The organism is Enterobacter sp. 3U4 (genome assembly GCF_057224565.1).
Genome location: NZ_CP136665.1, coordinates 3,908,946 through 3,931,120 on the forward strand (window position 1 = coordinate 3,908,946; position 22,175 = coordinate 3,931,120).

Below are 22,175 nucleotides of genomic sequence, written 5' to 3' on the forward strand. Positions count from 1 at the left end.
CCTTTTTGATTACTTATCCCAGCTCAGGATCACTTTCCCTGACTGGCCGGAACGCATCGCGTCGAAGCCCTGCTGGAACTCATCGATGGAGAAACCGTGGGTAATAATCGGGGACAGATCCAGACCGGACTGGATCAGCGCCGCCATCTTGTACCAGGTCTCGAACATCTCGCGGCCATAGATGCCCTTGATGAACAGCCCCTTGAAGATGACTTTGTTCCAGTCGATAGACATATCCGACGGCGGGATCCCCAACATCGCGATACGGCCACCGTGGTTCATGGTGTCGAGCATGGTGCGGAACGCCGGTGGCGCACCGGACATCTCAAGACCCACGTCAAAACCTTCGGTCATGCCCAGCTCTTCCATCACGTCGGTCAGGCTCTCTTTCGAGACATCCACCGCGCGGGTGACGCCCATTTTGCGCGCCAGCGACAGACGGTATTCGTTCACGTCGGTGATCACAACGTTGCGCGCACCCACGTGCTTCGCCACGGCTGCCGCCATAATGCCGATTGGGCCCGCGCCGGAGACCAGCACGTCTTCACCGACCAGGTCGAAGGAGAGCGCCGTGTGCACCGCGTTGCCGAACGGGTCGAAAATGGAGGCCAGATCGTCAGAAATATTGTCCGGGATTTTGAACGCGTTAAACGCCGGGATCACCAGGTATTCCGCGAAGCAGCCCGGACGGTTTACGCCCACGCCAATGGTATTACGGCACAGGTGAGTACGCCCGCCGCGGCAGTTACGGCAGTGGCCGCAGGTAATGTGGCCTTCACCGGAAACGCGGTCACCGATTTTGAAGCCTTTCACTTCCTGGCCGATACCCACCACTTCACCGACATATTCGTGACCGACAACCATCGGTACCGGAATGGTTTTCTGCGACCACTGGTCCCAGTTGTAGATGTGAACGTCAGTACCGCAGATGGCGGTTTTACGAATTTTGATCAGCAGATCGTTATGACCGACTTCCGGCTCCGGCACGTCGGTCATCCAAATCCCTTCTTCCGCTTTCAGTTTGGATAACGCTTTCATCACACGTCCTCAGGCAATGACGCCCAGCTGTTTACCGATGCGGGTAAAGGCTTCCACCGCACGTTCAATTTGTTCAGGCGTATGCGCCGCAGACATCTGGGTGCGGATACGCGCCTGACCTTTTGGCACCACCGGGAAGAAGAACCCGGTGACGTAAATCCCTTCTTTCTGTAGTTCGCGGGCAAATTGCTGCGCAATGACCGCATCGCCTAGCATCACCGGAATGATCGCATGGTCGGCACCGGCGAGGGTGAACCCTGCTGCGCTCATTTTTTCACGGAACAGACGGGCGTTAGACCACAGACGGTCGCGCAGCGCGGCACCGGACTCCACCATCTCCAGCACTTTGATAGAAGCGGCAACAATCGCCGGCGCCAGGGAGTTGGAGAACAGATACGGACGGGAGCGCTGACGCAGCCACTCGACCACCTCTTTACGCGCGGCGGTATAGCCGCCGGACGCGCCGCCGAGCGCTTTGCCCAGCGTACCGGTGATGATATCCACGCGGCCCATCACGTCACAGTATTCGTGCGAACCGCGGCCATTTTCGCCGACAAAACCGACCGCGTGAGAGTCATCGACCATCACCAGCGCGTCGTATTTATCCGCCAGGTCGCACACGCCCTTCAGGTTGGCGATCACGCCGTCCATGGAGAACACGCCGTCGGTGGCGATCAGCACGTGGCGAGCACCCGCTTCACGAGCCTCTTTCAGGCGCGCTTCCAGCTCAACCATATCGTTGTTGGCGTAGCGGAAACGCTTCGCTTTACACAGGCGTACGCCGTCGATGATGGAGGCGTGGTTCAGGGCGTCGGAGATAATCGCATCTTCTGCACCGAGCAGGGTCTCAAACAGACCGCCGTTGGCGTCAAAGCAGGAGGAGTACAGAATCGCGTCTTCCATTCCGAGGAAGCTCGCCAGCTTTTGCTCAAGCTGCTTGTGGCTGTCCTGCGTACCGCAGATAAAGCGTACGGAGGCCATGCCGAAACCGTGGGTGTCCATGCCGTTTTTTGCAGCGGCAATCAGCTCAGGGTGATTTGCAAGACCTAAGTAGTTGTTCGCACAAAAGTTGATCACATGGCTGCCGTCGGCAACGGTGATGTCCGCCTGCTGGGCAGACGTGATAATACGCTCTTCCTTGAACAACCCTTCCGCACGTGCGGTGTCGAGGTCGCTGTTTAACTGTTTGTAAAAATCACCACGCATTGCAATTCTCCAGACTCGGCAAATTTCGGGACATATTACCCAAACCTATAGTTCATGACGAGATGACACGTCATCTCTTGTCGTTTTTGCAGCATAAATCACGCGTACCCCTGCGCGGTGAAGGTGAATGGCTGAAGGGCAGCCATACTAATGATATGATAGAGACATTAGCGTCCGGGATTGTCCCCGGGCTCCACACTTCAAAGGTTACAGTTATGATCATCGTTACCGGCGGCGCGGGCTTTATCGGCAGCAATATTGTTAAGGCTCTCAATGACAAAGGCATCACCGACATCCTGGTGGTTGACAACCTGAAAGACGGCACCAAGTTCGTCAACCTGGTGGATCTGAACATCGCTGACTACATGGATAAAGAAGACTTCCTTATCCAGATTATGGCAGGCGAAGAGTTCGGCGAGATCGAAGCTATCTTCCATGAAGGTGCGTGTTCTTCCACCACCGAGTGGGACGGTAAGTACATGATGGACAACAACTATCAGTACTCTAAAGAGATCCTGCACTACTGCCTGGAGCGTGAAATTCCGTTCCTGTACGCCTCCTCCGCGGCAACCTACGGCGGCCGCACCTCGAACTTCATCGAGTCCCGCGAGTATGAGCAGCCGCTGAACGTCTACGGTTACTCTAAATTCCTGTTCGACGAGTACGTGCGTCAGGTGTTGCCGGAAGCGAACTCGCAGATCGTCGGTTTCCGCTACTTCAACGTCTACGGACCGCGCGAAGGCCACAAAGGCAGCATGGCGAGCGTGGCGTTCCATCTGAACACCCAGCTGAACAACGGCGAAAGCCCTAAACTGTTCGAAGGCAGCGACGGCTTTAAGCGTGACTTCGTCTACGTGGGCGACGTGGCCGCAGTGAACCTGTGGTTCTGGGAAAACGGCGTATCCGGCATCTTCAACCTGGGCACCGGCCGCGCGGAATCCTTCCAGGCGGTGGCAGACGCTGCGCTGGCGTACCACAAGAAAGGCAACCTTGAGTACATTCCGTTCCCTGACAAGCTGAAAGGCCGTTATCAGGCGTTCACGCAGGCCGATCTGACCAACCTGCGCGCCGCAGGCTACGACAAGCCGTTCAAGACCGTTGCCGAAGGCGTAGCGGAATATATGGCCTGGCTGAACCGCGACGCGTAAGTATGAAGATTCTGGTGATCGGCCCGTCATGGGTGGGCGACATGATGATGTCGCAAAGTCTCTATCGCACGCTCAAGGCGCGTTATCCCCAGGCGATAATCGACGTGATGGCACCCGCATGGTGCCGTCCGCTATTGTCGCGCATGCCGGAAGTGAATGAAGCCATCCCGATGCCGCTCGGCCACGGGGCGCTGGAGATTGGCGAGCGTCGCAAGCTCGGTCATAGCCTGCGCGAGAAGCGCTACGATCGCGCGTATGTCCTGCCAAACTCCTTTAAATCCGCGCTGGTGCCCTTTTTTGCGGGCATCCCACATCGCACCGGCTGGCGCGGTGAAATGCGCTACGGCCTGCTGAACGACGCGCGAGTGCTGGATAAAGAGGCCTGGCCGCTGATGGTGGAGCGCTATGTGGCGCTGGCCTACGACAAAGGCGTGATGCGCAGTGCGAAAGATCTGCCGCAGCCGCTGCTCTGGCCGCAGCTTCAGGTTAACGACGGTGAAAAATCCCAGACCTGCAGCGCGTTTGGCCTTTCGACTGAACGCCCGATGATTGGCTTCTGCCCCGGCGCCGAGTTCGGCCCGGCAAAACGCTGGCCGCACTATCACTATGCGGAACTGGCGAAACAGCTGATTGACGAAGGCTACCAGATTGTCCTGTTCGGTTCGGCAAAGGACCACGAGGCAGGCAACGAAATTCTCGCGACCCTCAGTAATGAACAGCAGGCCTGGTGCCGCAATCTGGCAGGCGAAACGCAGCTCGAGCAGGCGGTTATTCTGATTGCCGCCTGTAAGGCTGTGGTCAGCAACGACTCTGGCCTGATGCACGTCGCTGCCGCCCTCAACCGCCCGCTGGTGGCGCTGTATGGCCCAAGCAGCCCGGACTTCACGCCCCCGCTTTCTCATAATGCGCGCGTCATTCGCCTGATCGCTGGCTACCACAAAGTGCGCAAAGGCGATGCCGCAGAAGGCTACCATCAGAGCCTGATCGACATTACGCCAGAGCGCGTTCTCGAAGAGCTTAATGAACTGCTGTTGAGCGAAGAAGGATAACGAATGCGGGTATTGATCGTTAAAACCTCTTCGATGGGCGATGTTCTGCATACGCTGCCGTCGCTGACGGACGCCATGCGGGCCATTCCCGGCATTCGTTTTGACTGGGTTGTTGAAGAAGGCTTCGCGCAGATCCCCACCTGGCATGAAGCGGTTGACCGTGTGATCCCGGTGGCGATTCGCCGCTGGCGCAAAGCGTGGTTCTCCGCGCCGATTAAAGCCGAACGCAAAGCCTTCCGCGAGGCGGTGCAGGCACAGCATTACGACGCCATCATCGACGCACAGGGGCTGGTGAAAAGCGCTGCGCTGGTGACGCGTCTGGCACGCGGCGTAAAGCACGGAATGGACTGGCACACCGCCCGCGAACCGCTGGCGAGCCTGTTCTATAACCGCCGCCACCACATCGCAAAGCAACAGCATGCCGTCGAACGTACCCGCGAGCTGTTTGCAAAAAGCCTCGGCTATGCGAAACCGGAAACCCAGGGCGACTACGCCATTGCACAGCACTTTTTGCGCAATACAGATCCCAGTGCTCAGCCTTATCTTGTCTTCCTACATGCCACAACGCGCGACGATAAACACTGGCCGGAAACGCACTGGCGAAGCCTGATTGAACTAATGCAACCTATCGGCATCCATATTAAACTGCCCTGGGGCGCTGAACATGAGCGGCAGCGTGCAGAGCGTCTGGCAGCAGGCTTTTCACACGTCGAGGTATTGCCGAAACTCACGCTGGCGCAGGTTGCAGCGCAGCTGGCGGGAGCGAATGCTGTTGTTTCCGTTGACACAGGGTTAAGCCATTTAACCGCGGCGCTGGATCGTCCGAATATTACGATTTTTGGTCCGACCGATCCTGGATTGATCGGGGGTTACGGTAAAAACCAGCATCAAATGGTCAGCCCGACCCAGCAAACAAAGGATATCAGCGCAGATGCTATTTTTTCATTTTTACAGGGCAGCCGTTGGCTTTCCAACAGGGATATCTAACGCATGAGTTACGTATTTCTGCTGATTTTACTCTTTCCGGTAAAGCTTATCCGGAAGCTGTTCCGCAAAGAGACAGGTAAAAACCTGGTCATTCAGACAGCAAAGATCGGCGATTTTGTTAATGCAACGCCCCTTCTGGCATACCTGCAAAAAAGCGACGTGCTCATCAGTCGTAGCGTGAGTGCACTGGCGAAGCATGATGAGACGATCGACGAGATTTTTTTTATCGAGCAGCATAAGCGTAACCTCTGGCGAAAGCTGGTCTTTGCCTGTCGGATCATGAACCGCTATGACAATGTCTATCTCCTGCAACCCAATAGCGTGAACCTCTTTTTCGCCTCCGTGTGTAACGCTAAAAACAAACAATTTTTGAGTATTTACACGCGCAGATGGTATCACGGTATTTTCTATGCAACGGCAGACGGTACTGTTGAACACGGTAGAAAGACGCTGTCGGTCACGAACTATCTCAAACTGGCCGATCGCACCTTAACCTGGCAAGACTCGCCAAAGCACGCCACAAAGCCACTTTTCAAACCTGCGACCTATCCGGCAATCCTCGATAAACCCGGCGTGATCCGCATTGGCATCAGCGTAGCCGCCGGGAATAAAGCGAAAACCGTTCCGCCGGTCATCTGGAAGCAAATTGCCGATCGTCTCGCCGACCTGCCCTGCGAATTTTATGTTTTTGGCGCCCCGAATGAACAATCGTGGATGGATGATATCACCCGCGCTTACGGTGAACTGCCCAACTTTATTAATTTGATTGGCAAAATCTCGCTTGAAGAGCTGCCGTGGGCCATCTCAAAAATGGATTGCTATATCGCCTCTGACTCGGGGAATGTCTACATTGCCGATGCGGTCGGAGTACCGGTAATCTTACTGTTCGGGCCTTGCTGCCACTATGAACAGCGCCCGCTGGGCAACGTATTGCTGATTGGTAATGATGACAACATTTGCTCATATGTTTTTGAAACACGATATTACTTCTCACAGAGCCGGGAAGAACTCTTTTCTGTAACAGACGAAGCGCTACGTGACCTCAAACATTTTATTTGTGAGTTATCACCAATTAACGCAACCGCAAGCTCCTTTGATGCTTCAGGAAACTAATTAATATGGCTTTTCTAAGCATCATTATTGCCGCGCATAATGCCAAAGATACGCTTAACACCACGTTAGAAAGCCTGCAAAACGCGATTGAGGGTGCGGGCGATGATGTGGAGATCATTATCTTTAACGACAGTTCAAACGACTCAACGCAGGATATTATTGAGGCGTGGCTACCAACGCTTCCGAATGCGCAATCCCGATACGTTGAATACCGTAACGTAGGTCATGTTCGAAACAGTGCCCTCTCGCTGGCCTCAGGTGAATACATTACCATGCTGGATAGCGATGACCGGATGAAACCGGGCAGCATTAGGGACGCCGTGGCGTTTCTCAAAGCAGAGCACCCTGATATGCTCCTGACGCGCCTGCTGGAAATTCGCGACACAAAAAAAATTACAGCCGACTGGCAGGGGTTCTCTCCTGTTGCTTTGTCACAACATGAGGCAATAAAGCGGTTTCTGCAGCACAAAGAATTCCAGGCACATCTCATCGGGCAATTCATTCATCGCAAATTGTATGCAAGTAACCCGATTCCTTCGATGGTCTGCTATGAAGATTTCGCCGTATTTCCCGGCATATTGATGCAGTCGAGTAAAATAGTCTATCAGCGTCAGGGACACTATTATTACATCAAACGTAACGACAGTTTGTCGAGCCGTCTCGACGCCAGTAAAATCGCCACACTGGTTGATTGCACATTGCAAATGGAAAAAACGTTCCCTCGTTCTTTTAAGCATCTTGTTAATTGTCACTGGTTTGATATCTACAGTAACCATCGGCAGCATCTGACTGACCTACAACTCAAACTGGTTAAACAGCGGGTAAATGCACTTTATTCTCTCTCTTTCTTCTTCACCAGAGATGTACGTTTCAGCTACAAAAAAAGGGTCATTGAGGCATTATGGAAAAAGTAAAACTGCGGCTTTATCAGCTTACGCTGATGTTGAGCCTTATATCGCTTGCGCTGGCGCTGCTGAGTTCAGGTAAGCAGCGAGAGTTTTTCTATATTGCGATTTATGCCAGCATCATCGGCTTAGCGTGCGAATATAAAAAAATCACAGTGCGCCCTTTTACTATCGCATTGCCGATTTTATTAATTGGGTTGCTTAATCTTGGCTGGTATATGGTGTATGAATATCATAGCGAGGGTCTAAACGTTTATAGCGATTATCTCGGTGCAAGTAAAAAATTGATTCTGGCGAGTATCCTTATATTCTATCTTGACCGGTTTAAGTCTTACATTGATCAAGCATCCTTCCAGAGATATTTCTTATACGCCTCTGGTGCTGGATTTATTTTTGCTACTGGCTATGGCTTATGGCAGGCATCACAGGGTATGGGGCGTATCGAGATGGCCATAAACCGTGCAACCGTGTCGGCCTATGTTTACTCTGTACTGTCACTGGCGTTTGTATACAGCCTTTATCTACAGAAAAATATAAAACTGTATGTAGCAGCAGGGCTCATCATCTTAATCTCTTATTTCGTCATTCTCCTAACGGGTACGCGTGCCGCAATGGGATTATATTTACTCATGGCGATTGTACTCACGCTCTATCACTTCAGAAGGATACACTTTAAATCAACGCTGATTTTCTTATGTATTGTGGCGGGTATTGTTATCGTTAGCTACAAGCCATTAATTTTACCAAAGATACAACAAACTCAAGCTGAGGTTGAAAGTTATCAACAAGGATATGATTCAACCTCACTCGGCGCTCGTTTCTCTATGTGGAGTGTGGGTATTCAAAACGGGCTTGCCCACCCTTTGGGACAATCTGTCGAAGATCGCGAAGTATGGACACGGGAATATGTGAAAAATGGGCATCCACATCTTGCGGCAGCACTCGACTTTATCAAAGTGCATCTGCACAATGAGTTTATTGAAAAATATTCACTGCAAGGAATCCCAGGGCTAGCGATATTACTCTTTGCCTATATATCGATGTTCGCCTACGCACTAAAAAACAAAAATGGTCTGCTGCTGACGACCCTGCTTCTTTTATTACTCTACGGCATGACGGACGTCATACTATTGAGCTCAGAAGCCTTAATCTTCTTTGTCACCGTGTTTGCGCTAAGTACACCTTTTTCGCAAACCCGGCAACGTTAATGATAATGCCCGCCTGGCGGGCATTATTTTTTCTTGTATTGATAAAACTCCGCCAGCGTCATCCCCACCGTCTTATCGGATAACCAGCTAAAGAGCGTTTCTAAATCCTGATACAACCCTTCTATCGCCGCCTCATCTTTAAACGTAGGGCTTCCGCCAGGCATAAATTCCGACGAATGAAGCATAAACTCCACATACTCACTTCCTTGCGACAGGCATTGCTGTGCGACCTGAATCATTTGCGCCGCATTCTCACCGGATGGTCTTAGCCAGTTGACAGAGGGTGAGCGGTATTTACCGCGAAGCCTGTCGTAAACCTGTTTGATCGTGTTCAACCAGGCCGGGTGTTTATACTGAATGCTCATCGGCACTTCGAGTAATGGGCTATTGCCCGCCCGGTAAATATTGTCTAAATCCATGAAATAGGCGTGGTCAGGGAAATGCTGATAATCCGTTCCGCCATTACCCTGCGGGGCGCCTTTCGCATTGCGCCAGTTCACGCGTGGCGTTACGGAGCAATCAACCTGGTAGCCCAGTTCAACGAGTAATTTTGCATAGCGACTGTCAAATGCCCAACGTCCGGCACGGTGGCTTAACATTTTGGTCTGGAAGGTCTCTTCCAGCAGGCGGGTCATGAACAGCACTTTTTCGCGCATCACCTCATCCGAAAATTCAATCAGATAAGGCTGCCAGCGCCAGTCATCACCCGTGAGATCGTGTTCCGGCGGGCTATTCCATGCGTGAAGGTGCATCCCCACTTCCCCCTGACCTCGGGCGATCGCGTCCCTGGCGAATTCGATGAAAACAGGCTCGATCGCCATCTCGTAATTGGTCAGCCACACGGGCTTAAAGCCGAAACGTTCACAAAGCGTCTGAAAACGCGCCAGATAGCGTGCGTTTTCCGTTTTGATGACGCGGTGATTTTGCCAGAGATTATCGCCCTCAGTATCAATTGTGATGATAAACGCTGGTTTGTTCATAATGAGTCCGCAAGACAGGAAAGTTAGCGCTATGTTACGCACTCTCCAAAGCATGAGTAAACCCTTCCTGGGAAATTACTAAGATTATGGAGAAAGAGTGCAAGTCGCTATCAGGTCTATTAGAATTGCCATTAGTACAACGCCGATAAGATGATGATGAATAACTTACCTGACACACCTGATTTGCGCATTTTACTTATCAAACTCCGCCATCATGGCGACATGTTGCTGACCACTCCCGTCATTAATTCGTTACGTCAAAAATGGCCGCAGGCGCAGATTGATGTCCTGCTGTATGAAGAAACGCGCGATATGCTCGCCGCGCATCCGGCGATCGGTACAATTTATGGAATCGACCGTAAATGGAAGCAGTTGGGCACGCTGAAGCATCTTCAAAAAGAGTGGCAGTTGCTGTGTGCGTTAAGAAATCAGCATTATCATCTGGTGATTAATCTTGCCGATCAATGGCGTAGCGCGATCGTCACCCGCTTCACCGGTGCCCCCGTTCGCCTCGGATTCGCGTTTAACAAACGCAACAGTGCATTCTGGCGTTTTTGTCACACCGATCTGGTCTCTGTCGACGGCCACAAATCCCTGCATACGGTCGAACAGAATCTCTCCATTTTGGCACCATTACCGGTCGTGCCGCAGCCTGCCGTCACCATGGCCTACGCCGCAGAAGACTGGGATTATGCCCGTCATAAACTGGCTCAGGCAGGTGTGGGCGACAGCTACATCGTGATCCAGCCGACGTCCCGCTGGTTCTTTAAATGCTGGAGCGAAGACAAAATGGCGCAAACCATTACTGCACTGCAGCAGGATGGTCATACGGTTGTGCTCACCGCGGGGCCGGATAAAAAAGAGCTGGCGATGATCGATCGCATTCTCGCTGCCGCACCGAAAACCGGCGTCGTTTCGCTGGCAGGCCAGTTGACGCTGCGTCAACTGGCATCGCTTATCGATCATACGCGTCTTTTTATTGGCGTTGACTCCGTTCCAATGCATATGGCCGCCGCGCTGCAAACCCCCTGCGTGGCATTGTTTGGTCCATCAAAACTGACCTTCTGGTCACCGTGGCAGGTTAAAGGGGAAGTGATCTGGGCCGGCGATTACGGCCCGTTGCCCGACCCGGATGCCATTGATACCAAAACGAAAGAACGCTATCTCGACGCCATTCCCGTTGATGCTGTCGTCTCCGCCGCAAGGAGATATCTGTCATGAAACACCATCGTCTGGCCATTGTTCGCCAAAAGTATCGCCCTGATGGCGGAGCGGAACGCTTCGTTTCGCGTGCTCTCACCGCGCTGAGCAATCAGAACCTTGAACTCAACGTCATTACGCGTGAGTGGCAGGGAGAGAAGCAAGACGACTGGCATATCCACATTTGCAATCCTCAAAAATGGGGCCGCATCAGTCGAGAACGCGGATTTGCACAGGCCGCTCGCGCTCTGTGGCAGCAACAGCAGTTTGATATTGTTCAAAGCCATGAGCGCATCCCGGGTTGTGATATCTATCGCGCGGGTGATGGAGTGCATCGTCGCTGGCTGCTTCAGCGCGCGCGCATTTTACCTGCCTGGCGTGCGCAAATGCTGATGTATGACCGCTATCACCGCTACGTGATGCGTGCGGAACGGGAAATGTATCAGGCGCCTGAGTTAAAAGCCGTAATCTGCAATGCGGAGATGATCAAACGAGAAATCGTTGAAGACTTTGATATTGACGCAAATAAAATTCATGTGATTTATAATTCTATTGATTCCAGCCGTTTCGTTCCAGCCCAGGATGTACAGCGTGCGATGCTGCGCCAACAATTTGGTTTGCCAGCCGATGCCGTTGTGTTCTGTTTCGTAGGCTCAGGGTTTGAACGAAAAGGATTAGCCAGCGCCATACGCGCTATTGCTGGAACATCAGCCTGGCTGATTGTGGTTGGGCAAGATAAAGCAGAACGTCGTTATCGCGACCTCGCCCGTTCGTTAGGCTGTGAGGGGCAAATCCGTTTCCTGGGGATGCAAAAAGAAACTCTGCCTTTTTATCAGCTATCCGATGGTTTACTGTTGCCAACGCTGTATGATCCCTTTCCTAACGTCATTCTTGAAGCGATGGCCTGCGGCTTGCCCGTCATTACTTCAGAGAGTTGCGGTGGTGCAGAGTTTATTCAACAAGGCCAGAGCGGATTTTATTGTGACGCACTTGATATCAGTACATTGAAGGAAGCGGTAGCCGCCATCCCTTCACTGGAAAAAAATAACAATATGGGACGAGCAGCACGTGAACGTGTAAAAGACGCCACTCCCGAAAAACTATCAAGTCAGCTTATTACGCTTTATCAAAAATTACTGGATTAAAAATGCGCATCCTAATGATTATTGATGGTTTACCCGGTGGAGGAGCCGAAAAAACGGTTCTCACACTCTCCCGCGGATTAATAGAAATGGGGCATCAGGTCTCTCTATTCTCTCTGCGGAAAGTGTGCGACTACGCCATCCCGGAAGGCATCGATTATCAGGTTGTTCAGGACACATGTAAAAAACCGTGGCGTAAGCTGACGGAAATCCCACGCCGCGCCCAACTGCTGGATCACGCGATTGAGCGAGCTGAGCGCAGCGGCAAATTTGATGTGGTGTTCTCTCATCTGCACAAAACAGACCGCATTGTGGCGCACTGCCGCGCGCTGGAACCTGACAAAGTCTGGTTCTGCGTGCACGGCATGTTCTCGTTTTCCTATCTTCGCCATCGCAGCGGACTTTCGCGCTGGTTTAAACATCTTAAAATTCGTCATACCTACGAAAACCGCAACGTTGTCGCCGTCTCAGGCGCCGTGTTGAAAGATCTTTCCGAGACGCTGGCGCTCAATCTTCGACGCAAGGCGGTTATCCATAATCCTTTCGATATTCCTGAAATTCAGCGTCTGGCGGATGCGCCTTTCGAGATGCAGGGAAAAGATTACATCATTCATGTTGGCCGCTTTCATGAGCACAAACGCCACGATCGTCTTTTACGTGCGTTCGCTCTGAGTAAAATTGACACAACGCTGGTCATGATGGGCAATGGATCCGAAGCGCAAATTCAAAAACTCAAGCAGCTTGCTGCCGAGCTGGGTATTGAAAACAAAACGGTTTTCCGGCCGTTCGATTCCAATCCCTATCCCTGGATCAAAGGGGCACGCCTTTTAGTGTTAAGTTCTGACTGCGAAGGTTTTGGTAATGTGCTGGTTGAAGCCATTATCTGCCAGACGCCACCGGTCAGTACAAATTGCCCAGGTGGTCCCGCCGAAATCCTTACCGGAGCCTTGGCGCGCGGGCTGGCAGAGTTAAATGACGAGTCACTGGCAAAAACGCTGGCGGATATTTATACCGCCCCGCCGGTCGTTGGCGATGCCACCATCGCGCCGTTCGGCATCAATGCCATTTGCCAGCAATATATTGCTCTGGTCGACAATCAAAAATAATCAGGTTTCTTATGCAAAATTCAGCCCCATTGTTAAGCGTGGTGGTTGCCGTTTACAACGGTGAAGTTTTCCTGGATCAGTTCTTTACCTGCCTTGTGAATCAACGCATCGACAGCATGGAAGTCATTATTGTCAATGACGGCTCTACTGACCGCTCGATGGAGATCGTCGAAAACTGGCAAGAAAAACTGCCGCAGATGCAGGTTATAGAACAGCAAAACCAGGGCGTATCCATCGCGCGTAACACCGGTCTGGCCGTTGCAACGGGTCAATATCTCTCTTTCCCGGATATTGATGATGTCTTTAAACCGGGCATGTACCAGCGCCTGCTGGATATGGCCGTCACGCAGGATCTGGACGTCGCCACCTGCAACGGAAACTACGTCTGGGAGAATAACAAGAAACCTTCGCGCCCGATCTTCCCTGAAGACAAACTGGCTTCGACAGGGGTCATGGCTGGCCCTGCGTGGTTAAAAATGGCGCTGGATTCGCGTAAATTCCTTCATGTCACCTGGCTGAACATCTATCGCCACGACTTTATCCGTAAACACGGTTTCCATTTCGAACCCGGCCTGCGCCATCAGGATATCCCGTGGACCACCGAAGTGCTGCTCGCGGCAGAGCGGGTTCAGTACACCAGTGAACGTTATTACGACTACTACATTCACTCTGCATCGGTGTCCCATATGCCGGACAATGACGACACGCTGATTCGTTCCGCGCGTCACTACATGAAAATCCTGCAGATGCTCGATGCCATCAATCAGCGCTACCCGGATAAAGTAAAAGGGATCCCTGCCTGCCACTGGCAAATTGCCAAAGAGGGGCTGGGAATTATTCACACCTTCGACAACATGAAGGATGAGAAGAAGAAATCAATGATTATTAAAGAGTTCTTCGAAACAGGCATCTGGAAACTCATCTGGAAAAGTGCAAAAAGTCTGCGTCTGCGCTGGCGGCTGGGTCGACGTTATTTCCGTTTGAAACGGTATCTGGCATAAGAGATAGCTTTACCTGGCCTAAATGCTTAGAATTTGCCCGCCGAAACTAAAAAAACGGATAATCGCTTGGAATTGTTGTATACCGCTCTGCTCTACATCATTCAGCCACTGGTGTGGCTGAGACTGTTGCTTCGTAGCCGGAAAGCGCCTGCGTATCGTAAACGCTGGGCTGAACGCTATGGCTTCTGCCGCAATAAAGTCGTACCGGACGGTATTTTGCTGCATTCCGTTTCTGTCGGTGAAACGCTGGCGGCGATTCCGCTGGTTCGCGCCCTGCGTCACCGCTACCCTTCGCTGCCAATCACCGTCACGACGATGACGCCGACCGGCTCAGAGCGCGCGTTATCCGCTTTCGGTAAAGACGTGCAGCACGTCTATCTGCCTTACGATCTGCCCTGCGCCATGAATCGTTTCCTCAACACCGTGCGCCCGAAGCTGGTGATCGTGATGGAAACCGAACTGTGGCCGAACATGATTTCCGCTCTGCATGCCCGTAAAATCCCGCTGGTAATTGCTAATGCCCGCCTGTCAGAGCGTTCGGCGAAAGGTTACGGCAAGCTGGGTAAATTTATGCGCCGCCTGCTCAGCAAGATCACGCTAATTGCCGCGCAGAATGAAGAAGATGCAGCACGCTTTATCTCTCTGGGCCTCAAACGCAACCAGCTTGCGGTAACGGGCAGCCTGAAATTTGATATTTCCGTTACCCCTGAACTCGCCGCTCGTGCGATCACACTGCGTCGCCAGTGGGCCCCACGTCGTCAGGTCTGGATTGCAACCAGTACTCATGATGGCGAAGAAGAGATTATCCTGCAGGCTCACCGCAAGCTGCTGGAAAAATTCCCTGATTTACTGCTGATCCTCGTGCCTCGCCATCCGGAGCGTTTCAAGGATGCCCGTGAAATGGTCCAGAAAGGCGGCTTCAGCTTCACGCTGCGCAGCAGCGGTGAAATCCCTTCCGGCAGCACCCAGGTGGTGATTGGCGATACGATGGGCGAGCTGATGCTGCTGTACGGCATTGCTGACCTCGCGTTTGTCGGCGGCAGTCTGGTCGAGCGCGGCGGTCATAACCCGCTGGAGCCGGCAGCCCACGCCATTCCGGTGCTGATGGGGCCGCACACGTTTAACTTTAAAGATATCTGCGCAAAATTACAGCAGGCCGATGGTTTAATTACCGTGACCGATGCGGACTCGGTGGTTAAAGAGGTATCGACCCTTCTGACTGACGAAGATTATCGCCTGTGGTACGGACGTCATGCCGTCGAAGTGCTGCACCAGAACCAGGGCGCACTGACCCGACTGCTGCAGCTTCTGCAACCTTATCTGCCTCAGCGGAGCCACTGATGTCAACACGTCTGTCGGTCGTAATGATCGCCAAAAACGCCGCCGATCTGCTTCCGGATTGCCTGGCGTCGGTTGCCTGGGCTGACGAGATAGTCATTCTTGACTCCGGAAGTACGGACAACACGGTGGACGTTGCCCGGGCAGCGGGCGCAAAAGTCTTTATCGATGCTGACTGGCAAGGCTATGGCATTCAACGCCAGCGCGCGCAGGGGTATGCCACAGGTGATTATGTCCTGATGCTCGACACCGACGAGCGCATCACACCGGAGCTTCAGCAGGCCATTCAGGCGGTGCTTTCTTCGCCCCAGCCTGGCGCCGTATACAGCATTGCCCGCCGCAACTACTTCCTTGGCCGTTTTATGCGCCACAGCGGCTGGTATCCTGACCGCGTGATGCGCCTCTACGAGCGCGAGCAGTATCAGTACAACGACAACCTGGTGCATGAATCCCTAAACTGCAATAGCGCCCAGGTGATTCCCCTGACGGGCGATTTGCTGCACCTGACCTGCCGTGATTTCGCAAGCTTTCAGCGTAAACAGCTCAACTATGCCACCGCATGGGCGCAGGAGCGTCACCAGCGCGGCAAGAAGGCCTCGCTGACGGGTATCTTCACCCACACGCTGGGCGCGTTTCTGAAAACGCTGCTGCTGCGTGGTGGCGTCCTGGACGGCAAGCAGGGCTGGTTACTCGCGGTAGTGAATGCCCAGTATACTTTCAACAAATACACCGAGCTGTGGGCGCTCTGCCGCGGCTACTCAGAGAAAACGTGAGCCATGAGCACAAAAGCGATTTATCCGGGTACCTTCGATCCGATCACCAACGGTCATCTTGATATCATCACCCGTGCGGCGTGCATGTTCGACAAGGTGATCCTGGCCATTGCCGCCAGCCCCAGCAAAAAACCGATGTTTGATCTCAACGAGCGCGTACAGCTCGCCACAGATGCCATTTCGCACCTGCCGAATGTTGAGGTGGTCGGGTTTAGCGACCTGATGGCAAACTTCGCCCGCGCTCAGCAGGCAAACATTCTGATCCGTGGTTTACGCGCGGTGGCAGACTTCGAGTATGAGATGCAGCTGGCGCACATGAACCGCCACCTGATGCCGGAGCTGGAGAGCGTGTTCCTGATGCCCTCCAAAGAGTGGTCGTTTATCTCGTCCACGCTGGTGAAAGAGGTGGCGCGTCATCACGGGGACGTGACCCATTTCCTGCCGGTTAACGTCCACCAGGCATTGATGGAAAAGCTAAAGTAGCCCTATTTCTGACACTGACGACAGTAAAACGTGGCGCGCTGGGCGTGCTTCGTGGCAATCACTGGCGTGCCGCAGACTCTGCACGGTTCGCCTTTACGGCCATATACCTGCAGCTCCTGAGCAAAATAGCCCGGCTTGCCGTCACTTTGCAGGAAGTCCTTCAACGTTGTTCCGCCCTGCTCAATCGAGCGAAGTAATACGGCTTTAATCACCCGGACCAGCAGCTCACACTCCTGCGCCGACAGCGAAGAGGCCAGCCGATCGGGATGGATCCCGGCCGCAAACAGCGATTCGCTGGCATAGATATTCCCCACGCCGACCACCAGCTTGTTATCCATCAGCCAGGGCTTAATTGGGCTTTTCTTCTTCGCACACTTAGCCTTGAGGTATTCCGCGTTAAACGCGTCTGAGAGCGGCTCTGGCCCCAGATGCGCCAGCACGTTATGCCCTTCCAGCTCCTTCGTCCACAGCCACGCGCCAAAGCGCCGTGGGTCGGTGTAACGGAGCACTTTGCCGTTGCTCATCACCAGATCGACGTGGTCGTGCTTTTCCGCAGGCAGCTCTTCGGTAAGAATGCGCAGGCTCCCGGACATCCCCAGGTGGATAATGATCCAGCCGTCGGGTAGCTCCAGCAGCAGGTATTTCGCGCGACGCTGTACGCTAAGGACAGGTTTATCGCTTAACGCGTGGATCTCATCGGACACCGGCCAGCGCAGACGTCCATTGCGGACCACCGCGTGAAGAATCGTCGCGCCAACCAGATGGGGCTCAATGCCGCGACGGCTGGTTTCTACCTCAGGTAATTCAGGCATAGTTCCTCCGTTGAGATACTGAATGCAAAAAACCCCGCAGTTGCGGGGTTTTTCGATACAAGGAGGCTAAAATTATTTGATTTTAGCTTCTTTGTACAGTACGTGCTGGCGTACAACTGGATCGAATTTTTTCAGTTCCAGTTTTTCCGGCTTAGTACGTTTGTTCTTCGTGGTGGTGTAGAAGTGACCTGTACCAGCAGAAGAAACCAGCTTGATTTTCTCGCGAATACCTTTAGCCATGATTTATTTCCTCTTTAAGTACTTAGTACTTTTCGCCACGGGCACGCAGTTCGGACAGAACTGTATCGATGCCTTTCTTATCGATTACACGCATACCTTTAGCAGATACGCGCAGGGTGACAAAACGCTTCTCGCTCTCAACCCAGAAACGGTGAGAGTGCAGGTTCGGCAGGAAACGGCGTTTAGTCGCGTTCAGTGCGTGGGAACGGTTGTTACCGGTCACCGGACGCTTGCCAGTAACTTGGCAGACTCGGGACATGTCTATTCTCCAAAAATCAAATTAGCTCGAGCTTCGTATGGGGTATCGGCGCCTCGTCAGGCTTTACAGCCCGGTCATCGCATAGTTCTAAGTGAACTCTCGATTGCCAGGCCCAAATGCCAAACCCGAGATTCTCAAAGGTGGCGTAGTATACGCTGACTCGGCGGTGTGCTCAAGTCCCGAACAGACAAAGATCCCGATGGATCGCGAGAAATAGCCTAAATCCAGCCATGTTCTGCGAAAGAAATGTACTCACCGCGGCCAATTATCAGATGGTCCAGCACACGAATGTCCATGAATTGACAGCATTTGATAATGCGTTCGGTGATTTCTTTGTCAGCTCTGCTCGGTTCTGCACAGCCAGAGGGGTGATTATGCGCGAGGATCACGCCCGCTGCATTCACTTTTATCGCTTCCCGCACAATTTCACGCGGATGCACCTCAACGTGGCTCAATGTGCCCGCAAAGAGACAGCTATGTTTAAGCACTCGATTTCTGTTATCGACAAAGATCACCATAAAGATCTCGCGTTCAATATCGGTTAACTGACTTTGCAGGAATTCACGCGTCATTTCTGGCGTCAGGATCGGATCTTCCTTCTCCATACGGACATTGTAAAAACGGCGGGCAAGTTCAGCAATGCCCCTCAGCTGGGCATATTTCGCCACACCGATCCCCTCAACGTGCTTAAACTGCGCCAGATCGGCAGTCAGTAAACCGTATAGCGAACCGAAATGTGCTATCAGCTCTTTTGCCAGCGTAAATACCGTTTTTCCTGGCGTTCCGGTACGTAAAAAGAGCGCCAATAGTTCATCGTCTTTTAACAGAGTGACGCCATAGCGCAGCAGTTTTTCGCGCGGCAGCAGCTCCTCATCCTCTTCTTCCATACTCTTTCTCCCTTTTTTAACCGCATGCTGCCACAGGCCAATCCGTCGCTCGACGGCCAGATTGCATTCTTGCGTAGCGCCTCGCAAACTGGTCGAAGGACAAAATCACCCCGATTTGGGGATTGTGATAAAATGCCCGCTCTCTGGTGAAACCCAACAGGAAAGAATCATGATGAGCCTGGCCGGTAAAAAAATCGTTCTTGGCGTGAGCGGCGGCATTGCTGCTTATAAAGCGCCGGAGCTGGTGCGTCGTCTGCGCGAGCGCGGGGCTGACGTGCGGGTCGCGATAACCGAAGGCGGTAAAGCCTTTATCACTCCCCTGAGCCTGCAGGCCGTTTCAGGATACCCGGTATCTGACAGCCTGCTCGATCCGGCCGCCGAAGCCGCGATGGGCCATATTGAGCTGGGTAAATGGGCAGACCTCGTTATCCTCGCCCCCGCCACGGCTGATTTAATCGCTCGGGTGGCGGCCGGTATGGCAAACGAGCTGGTCTCTACCATTTGTCTGGCCACGCCTGCGCCTGTTGCCGTCGTTCCTGCCATGAACCAGCAGATGTACCGTAATGCGGCCACCCAGCGCAATCTGGAGACGCTGGCCTCACGCGGTCTGCTTATCTGGGGCCCGGACAGCGGCAGCCAGGCCTGCGGCGACGTTGGCCCGGGCCGCATGCTTGATCCGCTGACGATTGTTGATATGGCCGCAGCCCATTTTTCGCCTGTCAACGATCTGCAACATCTCAACATCATGATTACCGCGGGTCCCACGCGCGAGCCGCTGGATCCGGTGCGCTACATCACTAACCACAGCTCCGGCAAAATGGGCTTTGCGATTGCCGCCGCCGCAGCAAGGCGTGGCGCGAACGTCACGCTTGTGAGCGGCCCGGTATCGCTGCCTACCCCTGCGTTTGTGAAGCGAATTGACGTGACCACCGCTCTGGAGATGGAAGCCGCCGTGCAGGCACATGCGCAAAGCCAGCAGATTTTTATCGGCTGTGCGGCCGTCGCAGACTATCGTGCCGAGACGATCGCCGAGGCTAAAATTAAAAAGCAAGGCGATGAATTAACATTAAAAATGGTTAAAAACCCGGACATTGTTGCCGGAGTCGCCGCACTAAAAAGCCATCGTCCATACGTTGTTGGGTTTGCCGCAGAAACGAATAATGTGGAAGAATATGCCCGGCAAAAACGTACCCGCAAAAACCTCGATTTGATTTGCGCGAACGACGTATCGCTGGCCACACAAGGATTTAACAGCGACAGCAATGCATTGCACCTTTTCTGGCAGGATGGAGATAAAGTCTTACCGCTTGAGCGCAAGGAACTCCTGGGCCAACAATTACTGGACGAGATCGTTACCCGTTATGATGAAAAAAATCGACGTTAAGATTCTGGACCCGCGTGTTGGCGAGCAATTCCCGCTGCCAACCTATGCCACCTCCGGCTCTGCCGGTCTTGACCTGCGCGCCTGTCTCGATGACGCCGTAGAACTGGCTCCGGGTGCCACTACCCTGGTTCCAACGGGCCTGGCGATTCACATTGCTGACCCGTCTCTGGCAGCGGTGATCCTGCCGCGTTCTGGTCTGGGCCATAAGCACGGCGTTGTGCTGGGTAATCTGGTGGGCTTGATCGACTCCGATTATCAGGGTCAGCTGATGGTCTCCGTCTGGAACCGTGGTCAGGACAGCTTCACCATTGAACCGGGCGAGCGTATCGCACAGATGGTCTTTGTACCGGTGGTACAGGCAGAATTTAACCTGGTGGCAGACTTTGACGCCACAGACCGTGGCGAAGGCGGCTTCGGCCATTCCGGGCGTAAATAACGGCTCGAAAGACACGTATCTCACAGCGTCATAATGCAATAACAAACCGCAAACGTCAGTTTGCGGTCGCTGTGTGGATGCCAGCCTGGCAAGTGCTTATTTTCAGGGGTATTTTGTAACATGGCAGAAAAACAAACCGCGAAAAGGAATCGTCGCGAAGAAATACTTCAATCTCTGGCTCTGATGCTTGAATCCAGCGATGGCAGTCAACGCATCACCACCGCTAAACTGGCCGCCTCCGTAGGCGTGTCTGAGGCGGCGCTGTACCGTCATTTTCCGAGCAAGACCCGGATGTTCGATAGCCTGATCGAGTTTATTGAAGACAGCCTGATCACGCGCATCAACCTGATTCTGAAAGACGAAAAAGACACCACCGCGCGTCTGCGTCTGATTGTGCTGTTAATTCTGGGCTTCGGTGAACGGAATCCGGGCTTAACCCGTATCCTCACCGGCCACGCGCTGATGTTTGAGCAGGACAGACTGCAGGGCCGCATTAACCAGCTTTTCGAACGCATTGAAGCGCAGCTGCGCCAGGTACTGCGCGAGAAGAAAATGCGTGAAGGCGAAGGATACAGCATTGATGAAACGCTGCTGGCTAGCCAGATTCTGGCGTTTTGTGAAGGGATGCTCTCCCGCTTTGTTCGTAGCGAATTCAAATACCGTCCAACGGACGATTTTGACGCCCGCTGGCCGTTAGTGGCGGCACAATTACAGTAACGCCATCGCCGGATGGCGGCTTCGCCTTATCCGGCCTACGAACGGATAGGCCCGGTAAGCGTATCGCCACCGGGCAATTTAATTACACCCCGAACTCTTCCCGGTACGCACGTACCGCTGCAAGATGGTCCGCCATCTCAGGCTTCTCTTCCAGATACGCAATCAGATCTTTCAGGGTGATAATCGACGTAACTTTACAGCTGTAATCGCGCTCGACTTCCTGAATAGCGGAAATTTCACCACGACCACGCTCCTGTCGATCCAGAGAAATCAGCACGCCAGCCAGCGTCGCACCGTTGGCCTGAATAATCTCCATCGATTCTCGGATCGCCGTGCCCGCCGTGATCACATCGTCGACCAGCATGATGCGGCCCTGCAGCGCGCTGCCGACCAGATTCCCGCCTTCACCGTGGGTTTTGGCCTCTTTGCGGTTAAAGCAGTACGGCACGTCGCGGTCATGGTGTTCCGCCAGAGCCACCGCGGTGGTGGTCGCAATTGGAATGCCTTTATAGGCCGGGCCAAACAGCAGGTCAAAATCAATCCCTGAATCTACCAGCGCTTCGGCATAGAAACGGCCTAACAATGCCAGATCGCGCCCGGTATTAAACAGCCCGGCGTTGAAGAAATAGGGACTCTTACGCCCGGATTTCAGCGTAAATTCGCCAAACTTAAGTACCTGCTTGTTAAGCGCAAACTCAATAAACTGGCGCTGATACGATTTCATGGATTTGCTCCTTTGGTTTTCTGTCTTACAGGCAAAAAA

24 protein-coding genes are annotated in these 22,175 nt (G+C 53.2%); 16 read left to right on the forward strand and 8 right to left on the reverse strand.

The features are described 5' to 3' along the window. Window positions 1-9 precede the first annotated feature (9 nt). Both tdh and kbl read right to left on the reverse strand, forming a co-directional pair. On the reverse strand, window positions 10-1,038 hold the full coding sequence (gene tdh, locus RVY89_RS18610; RefSeq protein ID WP_484826117.1) for an L-threonine 3-dehydrogenase: 1,029 nt from the start codon (window positions 1,036-1,038) through the stop codon (window positions 10-12). 9 nt (window positions 1,039-1,047) lie between these two features. Then, entirely contained in the window at window positions 1,048-2,244 is a 1,197-nt protein-coding gene (gene kbl, locus RVY89_RS18615) for a glycine C-acetyltransferase (RefSeq protein ID WP_484826118.1), read from the reverse strand. 215 nt (window positions 2,245-2,459) lie between these two features. Between kbl and rfaD the strand changes: the two genes are divergently transcribed. Genes rfaD through RVY89_RS18645 form a run of 6 tightly spaced genes read left to right on the forward strand, consistent with a single transcriptional unit; the run spans window position 2,460 to window position 8,654 of the window. Further along, the gene (gene rfaD / locus RVY89_RS18620; protein ID WP_484826119.1) at window positions 2,460-3,392 is read left to right on the forward strand and encodes an ADP-glyceromanno-heptose 6-epimerase; all 933 of its coding nucleotides are present in this window, start codon (window positions 2,460-2,462) and stop codon (window positions 3,390-3,392) included. A 2-nt stretch (window positions 3,393-3,394) separates the two neighbouring features. Continuing rightward, a complete protein-coding gene (rfaF, locus tag RVY89_RS18625) occupies window positions 3,395-4,441 on the forward strand; it encodes an ADP-heptose--LPS heptosyltransferase RfaF (protein ID WP_484826120.1) in 1,047 nt (348 codons plus the stop codon). A gap of 3 nt (window positions 4,442-4,444) precedes the next feature. Then, window positions 4,445-5,428, forward strand: a complete 984-nt coding sequence (gene rfaC / locus RVY89_RS18630; RefSeq protein ID WP_484826121.1) for a lipopolysaccharide heptosyltransferase RfaC — start codon at window positions 4,445-4,447, stop codon at window positions 5,426-5,428. A gap of 3 nt (window positions 5,429-5,431) precedes the next feature. Continuing rightward, complete coding sequence (locus RVY89_RS18635; RefSeq protein WP_484826122.1) at window positions 5,432-6,541, forward strand: glycosyltransferase family 9 protein; 1,110 nt, start codon at window positions 5,432-5,434, stop codon at window positions 6,539-6,541. Between the two features lie 5 nt (window positions 6,542-6,546). After that, complete coding sequence (locus tag RVY89_RS18640) at window positions 6,547-7,455, forward strand: glycosyltransferase family 2 protein (protein WP_484826123.1); 909 nt, start codon at window positions 6,547-6,549, stop codon at window positions 7,453-7,455. Continuing rightward, window positions 7,443-8,654 (forward strand): O-antigen ligase family protein, encoded by a 1,212-nt coding sequence (locus tag RVY89_RS18645; RefSeq protein WP_484826124.1) that lies wholly within the window; start codon window positions 7,443-7,445, stop codon window positions 8,652-8,654. Before RVY89_RS18640 ends, RVY89_RS18645 begins: the two co-directional genes overlap by 13 nt. Window positions 8,655-8,677: 23 nt before the next feature. Here the strand turns inward: RVY89_RS18645 and RVY89_RS18650 are convergent, their stop codons facing one another. Beyond that, complete coding sequence (locus RVY89_RS18650) at window positions 8,678-9,634, reverse strand: polysaccharide deacetylase family protein (RefSeq protein ID WP_484826125.1); 957 nt, start codon at window positions 9,632-9,634, stop codon at window positions 8,678-8,680. Between the two features lie 150 nt (window positions 9,635-9,784). On the opposite strand from RVY89_RS18650, the gene rfaQ reads away from it, so the two are divergent. The 7 genes from rfaQ (at window position 9,785) to coaD (ending at window position 16,677) form a co-directional block, all read left to right on the forward strand. After that, window positions 9,785-10,855, forward strand: coding sequence for a putative lipopolysaccharide heptosyltransferase III (gene rfaQ / locus RVY89_RS18655; RefSeq protein ID WP_484826126.1), 1,071 nt, complete (start codon window positions 9,785-9,787; stop codon window positions 10,853-10,855). After that, the gene (locus tag RVY89_RS18660) at window positions 10,852-11,979 is read left to right on the forward strand and encodes a glycosyltransferase family 4 protein (protein WP_484826127.1); all 1,128 of its coding nucleotides are present in this window, start codon (window positions 10,852-10,854) and stop codon (window positions 11,977-11,979) included. Before rfaQ ends, RVY89_RS18660 begins: the two co-directional genes overlap by 4 nt. Window positions 11,980-11,981: 2 nt before the next feature. Further along, window positions 11,982-13,082, forward strand: coding sequence for a glycosyltransferase (locus RVY89_RS18665; protein WP_484826128.1), 1,101 nt, complete (start codon window positions 11,982-11,984; stop codon window positions 13,080-13,082). A gap of 11 nt (window positions 13,083-13,093) precedes the next feature. Beyond that, window positions 13,094-14,083, forward strand: coding sequence for a glycosyltransferase (locus RVY89_RS18670; RefSeq protein WP_484826129.1), 990 nt, complete (start codon window positions 13,094-13,096; stop codon window positions 14,081-14,083). Between the two features lie 66 nt (window positions 14,084-14,149). Continuing rightward, on the forward strand, window positions 14,150-15,424 hold the full coding sequence (gene waaA / locus RVY89_RS18675; RefSeq protein WP_029740803.1) for a lipid IV(A) 3-deoxy-D-manno-octulosonic acid transferase: 1,275 nt from the start codon (window positions 14,150-14,152) through the stop codon (window positions 15,422-15,424). Continuing rightward, window positions 15,424-16,194 carry a glycosyltransferase family 2 protein gene (locus tag RVY89_RS18680; RefSeq protein ID WP_484826130.1) on the forward strand — a complete coding sequence of 257 codons (771 nt, stop codon included), beginning with the start codon at window positions 15,424-15,426 and terminating at the stop codon, window positions 16,192-16,194. Before waaA ends, RVY89_RS18680 begins: the two co-directional genes overlap by 1 nt. Before the next feature lie 3 nt (window positions 16,195-16,197). Further along, window positions 16,198-16,677, forward strand: a complete 480-nt coding sequence (coaD, locus tag RVY89_RS18685) for a pantetheine-phosphate adenylyltransferase (RefSeq protein WP_024906627.1) — start codon at window positions 16,198-16,200, stop codon at window positions 16,675-16,677. A gap of 2 nt (window positions 16,678-16,679) precedes the next feature. On the opposite strand, the gene mutM is transcribed toward coaD, so the two are convergent. The 4 genes from mutM to radC form a co-directional block, all read right to left on the reverse strand. After that, window positions 16,680-17,489 carry a bifunctional DNA-formamidopyrimidine glycosylase/DNA-(apurinic or apyrimidinic site) lyase gene (gene mutM / locus RVY89_RS18690; RefSeq protein WP_023309890.1) on the reverse strand — a complete coding sequence of 270 codons (810 nt, stop codon included), beginning with the start codon at window positions 17,487-17,489 and terminating at the stop codon, window positions 16,680-16,682. Window positions 17,490-17,561: 72 nt separating this feature from the next. Then, window positions 17,562-17,729, reverse strand: coding sequence for a 50S ribosomal protein L33 (gene rpmG / locus RVY89_RS18695; protein WP_003024094.1), 168 nt, complete (start codon window positions 17,727-17,729; stop codon window positions 17,562-17,564). A 22-nt stretch (window positions 17,730-17,751) separates the two neighbouring features. Then, entirely contained in the window at window positions 17,752-17,988 is a 237-nt protein-coding gene (rpmB, locus tag RVY89_RS18700) for a 50S ribosomal protein L28 (protein WP_002436699.1), read from the reverse strand. Window positions 17,989-18,206: 218 nt separating this feature from the next. Next, on the reverse strand, window positions 18,207-18,875 hold the full coding sequence (gene radC / locus RVY89_RS18705) for a RadC family protein (RefSeq protein ID WP_023309889.1): 669 nt from the start codon (window positions 18,873-18,875) through the stop codon (window positions 18,207-18,209). A gap of 172 nt (window positions 18,876-19,047) precedes the next feature. On the opposite strand from radC, the gene coaBC reads away from it, so the two are divergent. The 3 genes from coaBC to slmA all read left to right on the forward strand — a co-directional run bounded on the left by coaBC (window position 19,048) and on the right by slmA (window position 21,412). Beyond that, window positions 19,048-20,259 (forward strand): bifunctional phosphopantothenoylcysteine decarboxylase/phosphopantothenate--cysteine ligase CoaBC, encoded by a 1,212-nt coding sequence (coaBC, locus tag RVY89_RS18710; RefSeq protein WP_484827959.1) that lies wholly within the window; start codon window positions 19,048-19,050, stop codon window positions 20,257-20,259. After that, a complete protein-coding gene (gene dut / locus RVY89_RS18715) occupies window positions 20,237-20,695 on the forward strand; it encodes a dUTP diphosphatase (RefSeq protein ID WP_008502691.1) in 459 nt (152 codons plus the stop codon). Before coaBC ends, dut begins: the two co-directional genes overlap by 23 nt. 120 nt (window positions 20,696-20,815) lie before the next feature. Continuing rightward, entirely contained in the window at window positions 20,816-21,412 is a 597-nt protein-coding gene (gene slmA / locus RVY89_RS18720; RefSeq protein WP_008502690.1) for a nucleoid occlusion factor SlmA, read from the forward strand. A gap of 82 nt (window positions 21,413-21,494) precedes the next feature. Here the strand turns inward: slmA and pyrE are convergent, their stop codons facing one another. Next, window positions 21,495-22,136, reverse strand: coding sequence for an orotate phosphoribosyltransferase (gene pyrE / locus RVY89_RS18725; RefSeq protein WP_126786494.1), 642 nt, complete (start codon window positions 22,134-22,136; stop codon window positions 21,495-21,497). Window positions 22,137-22,175 lie beyond the last annotated feature (39 nt).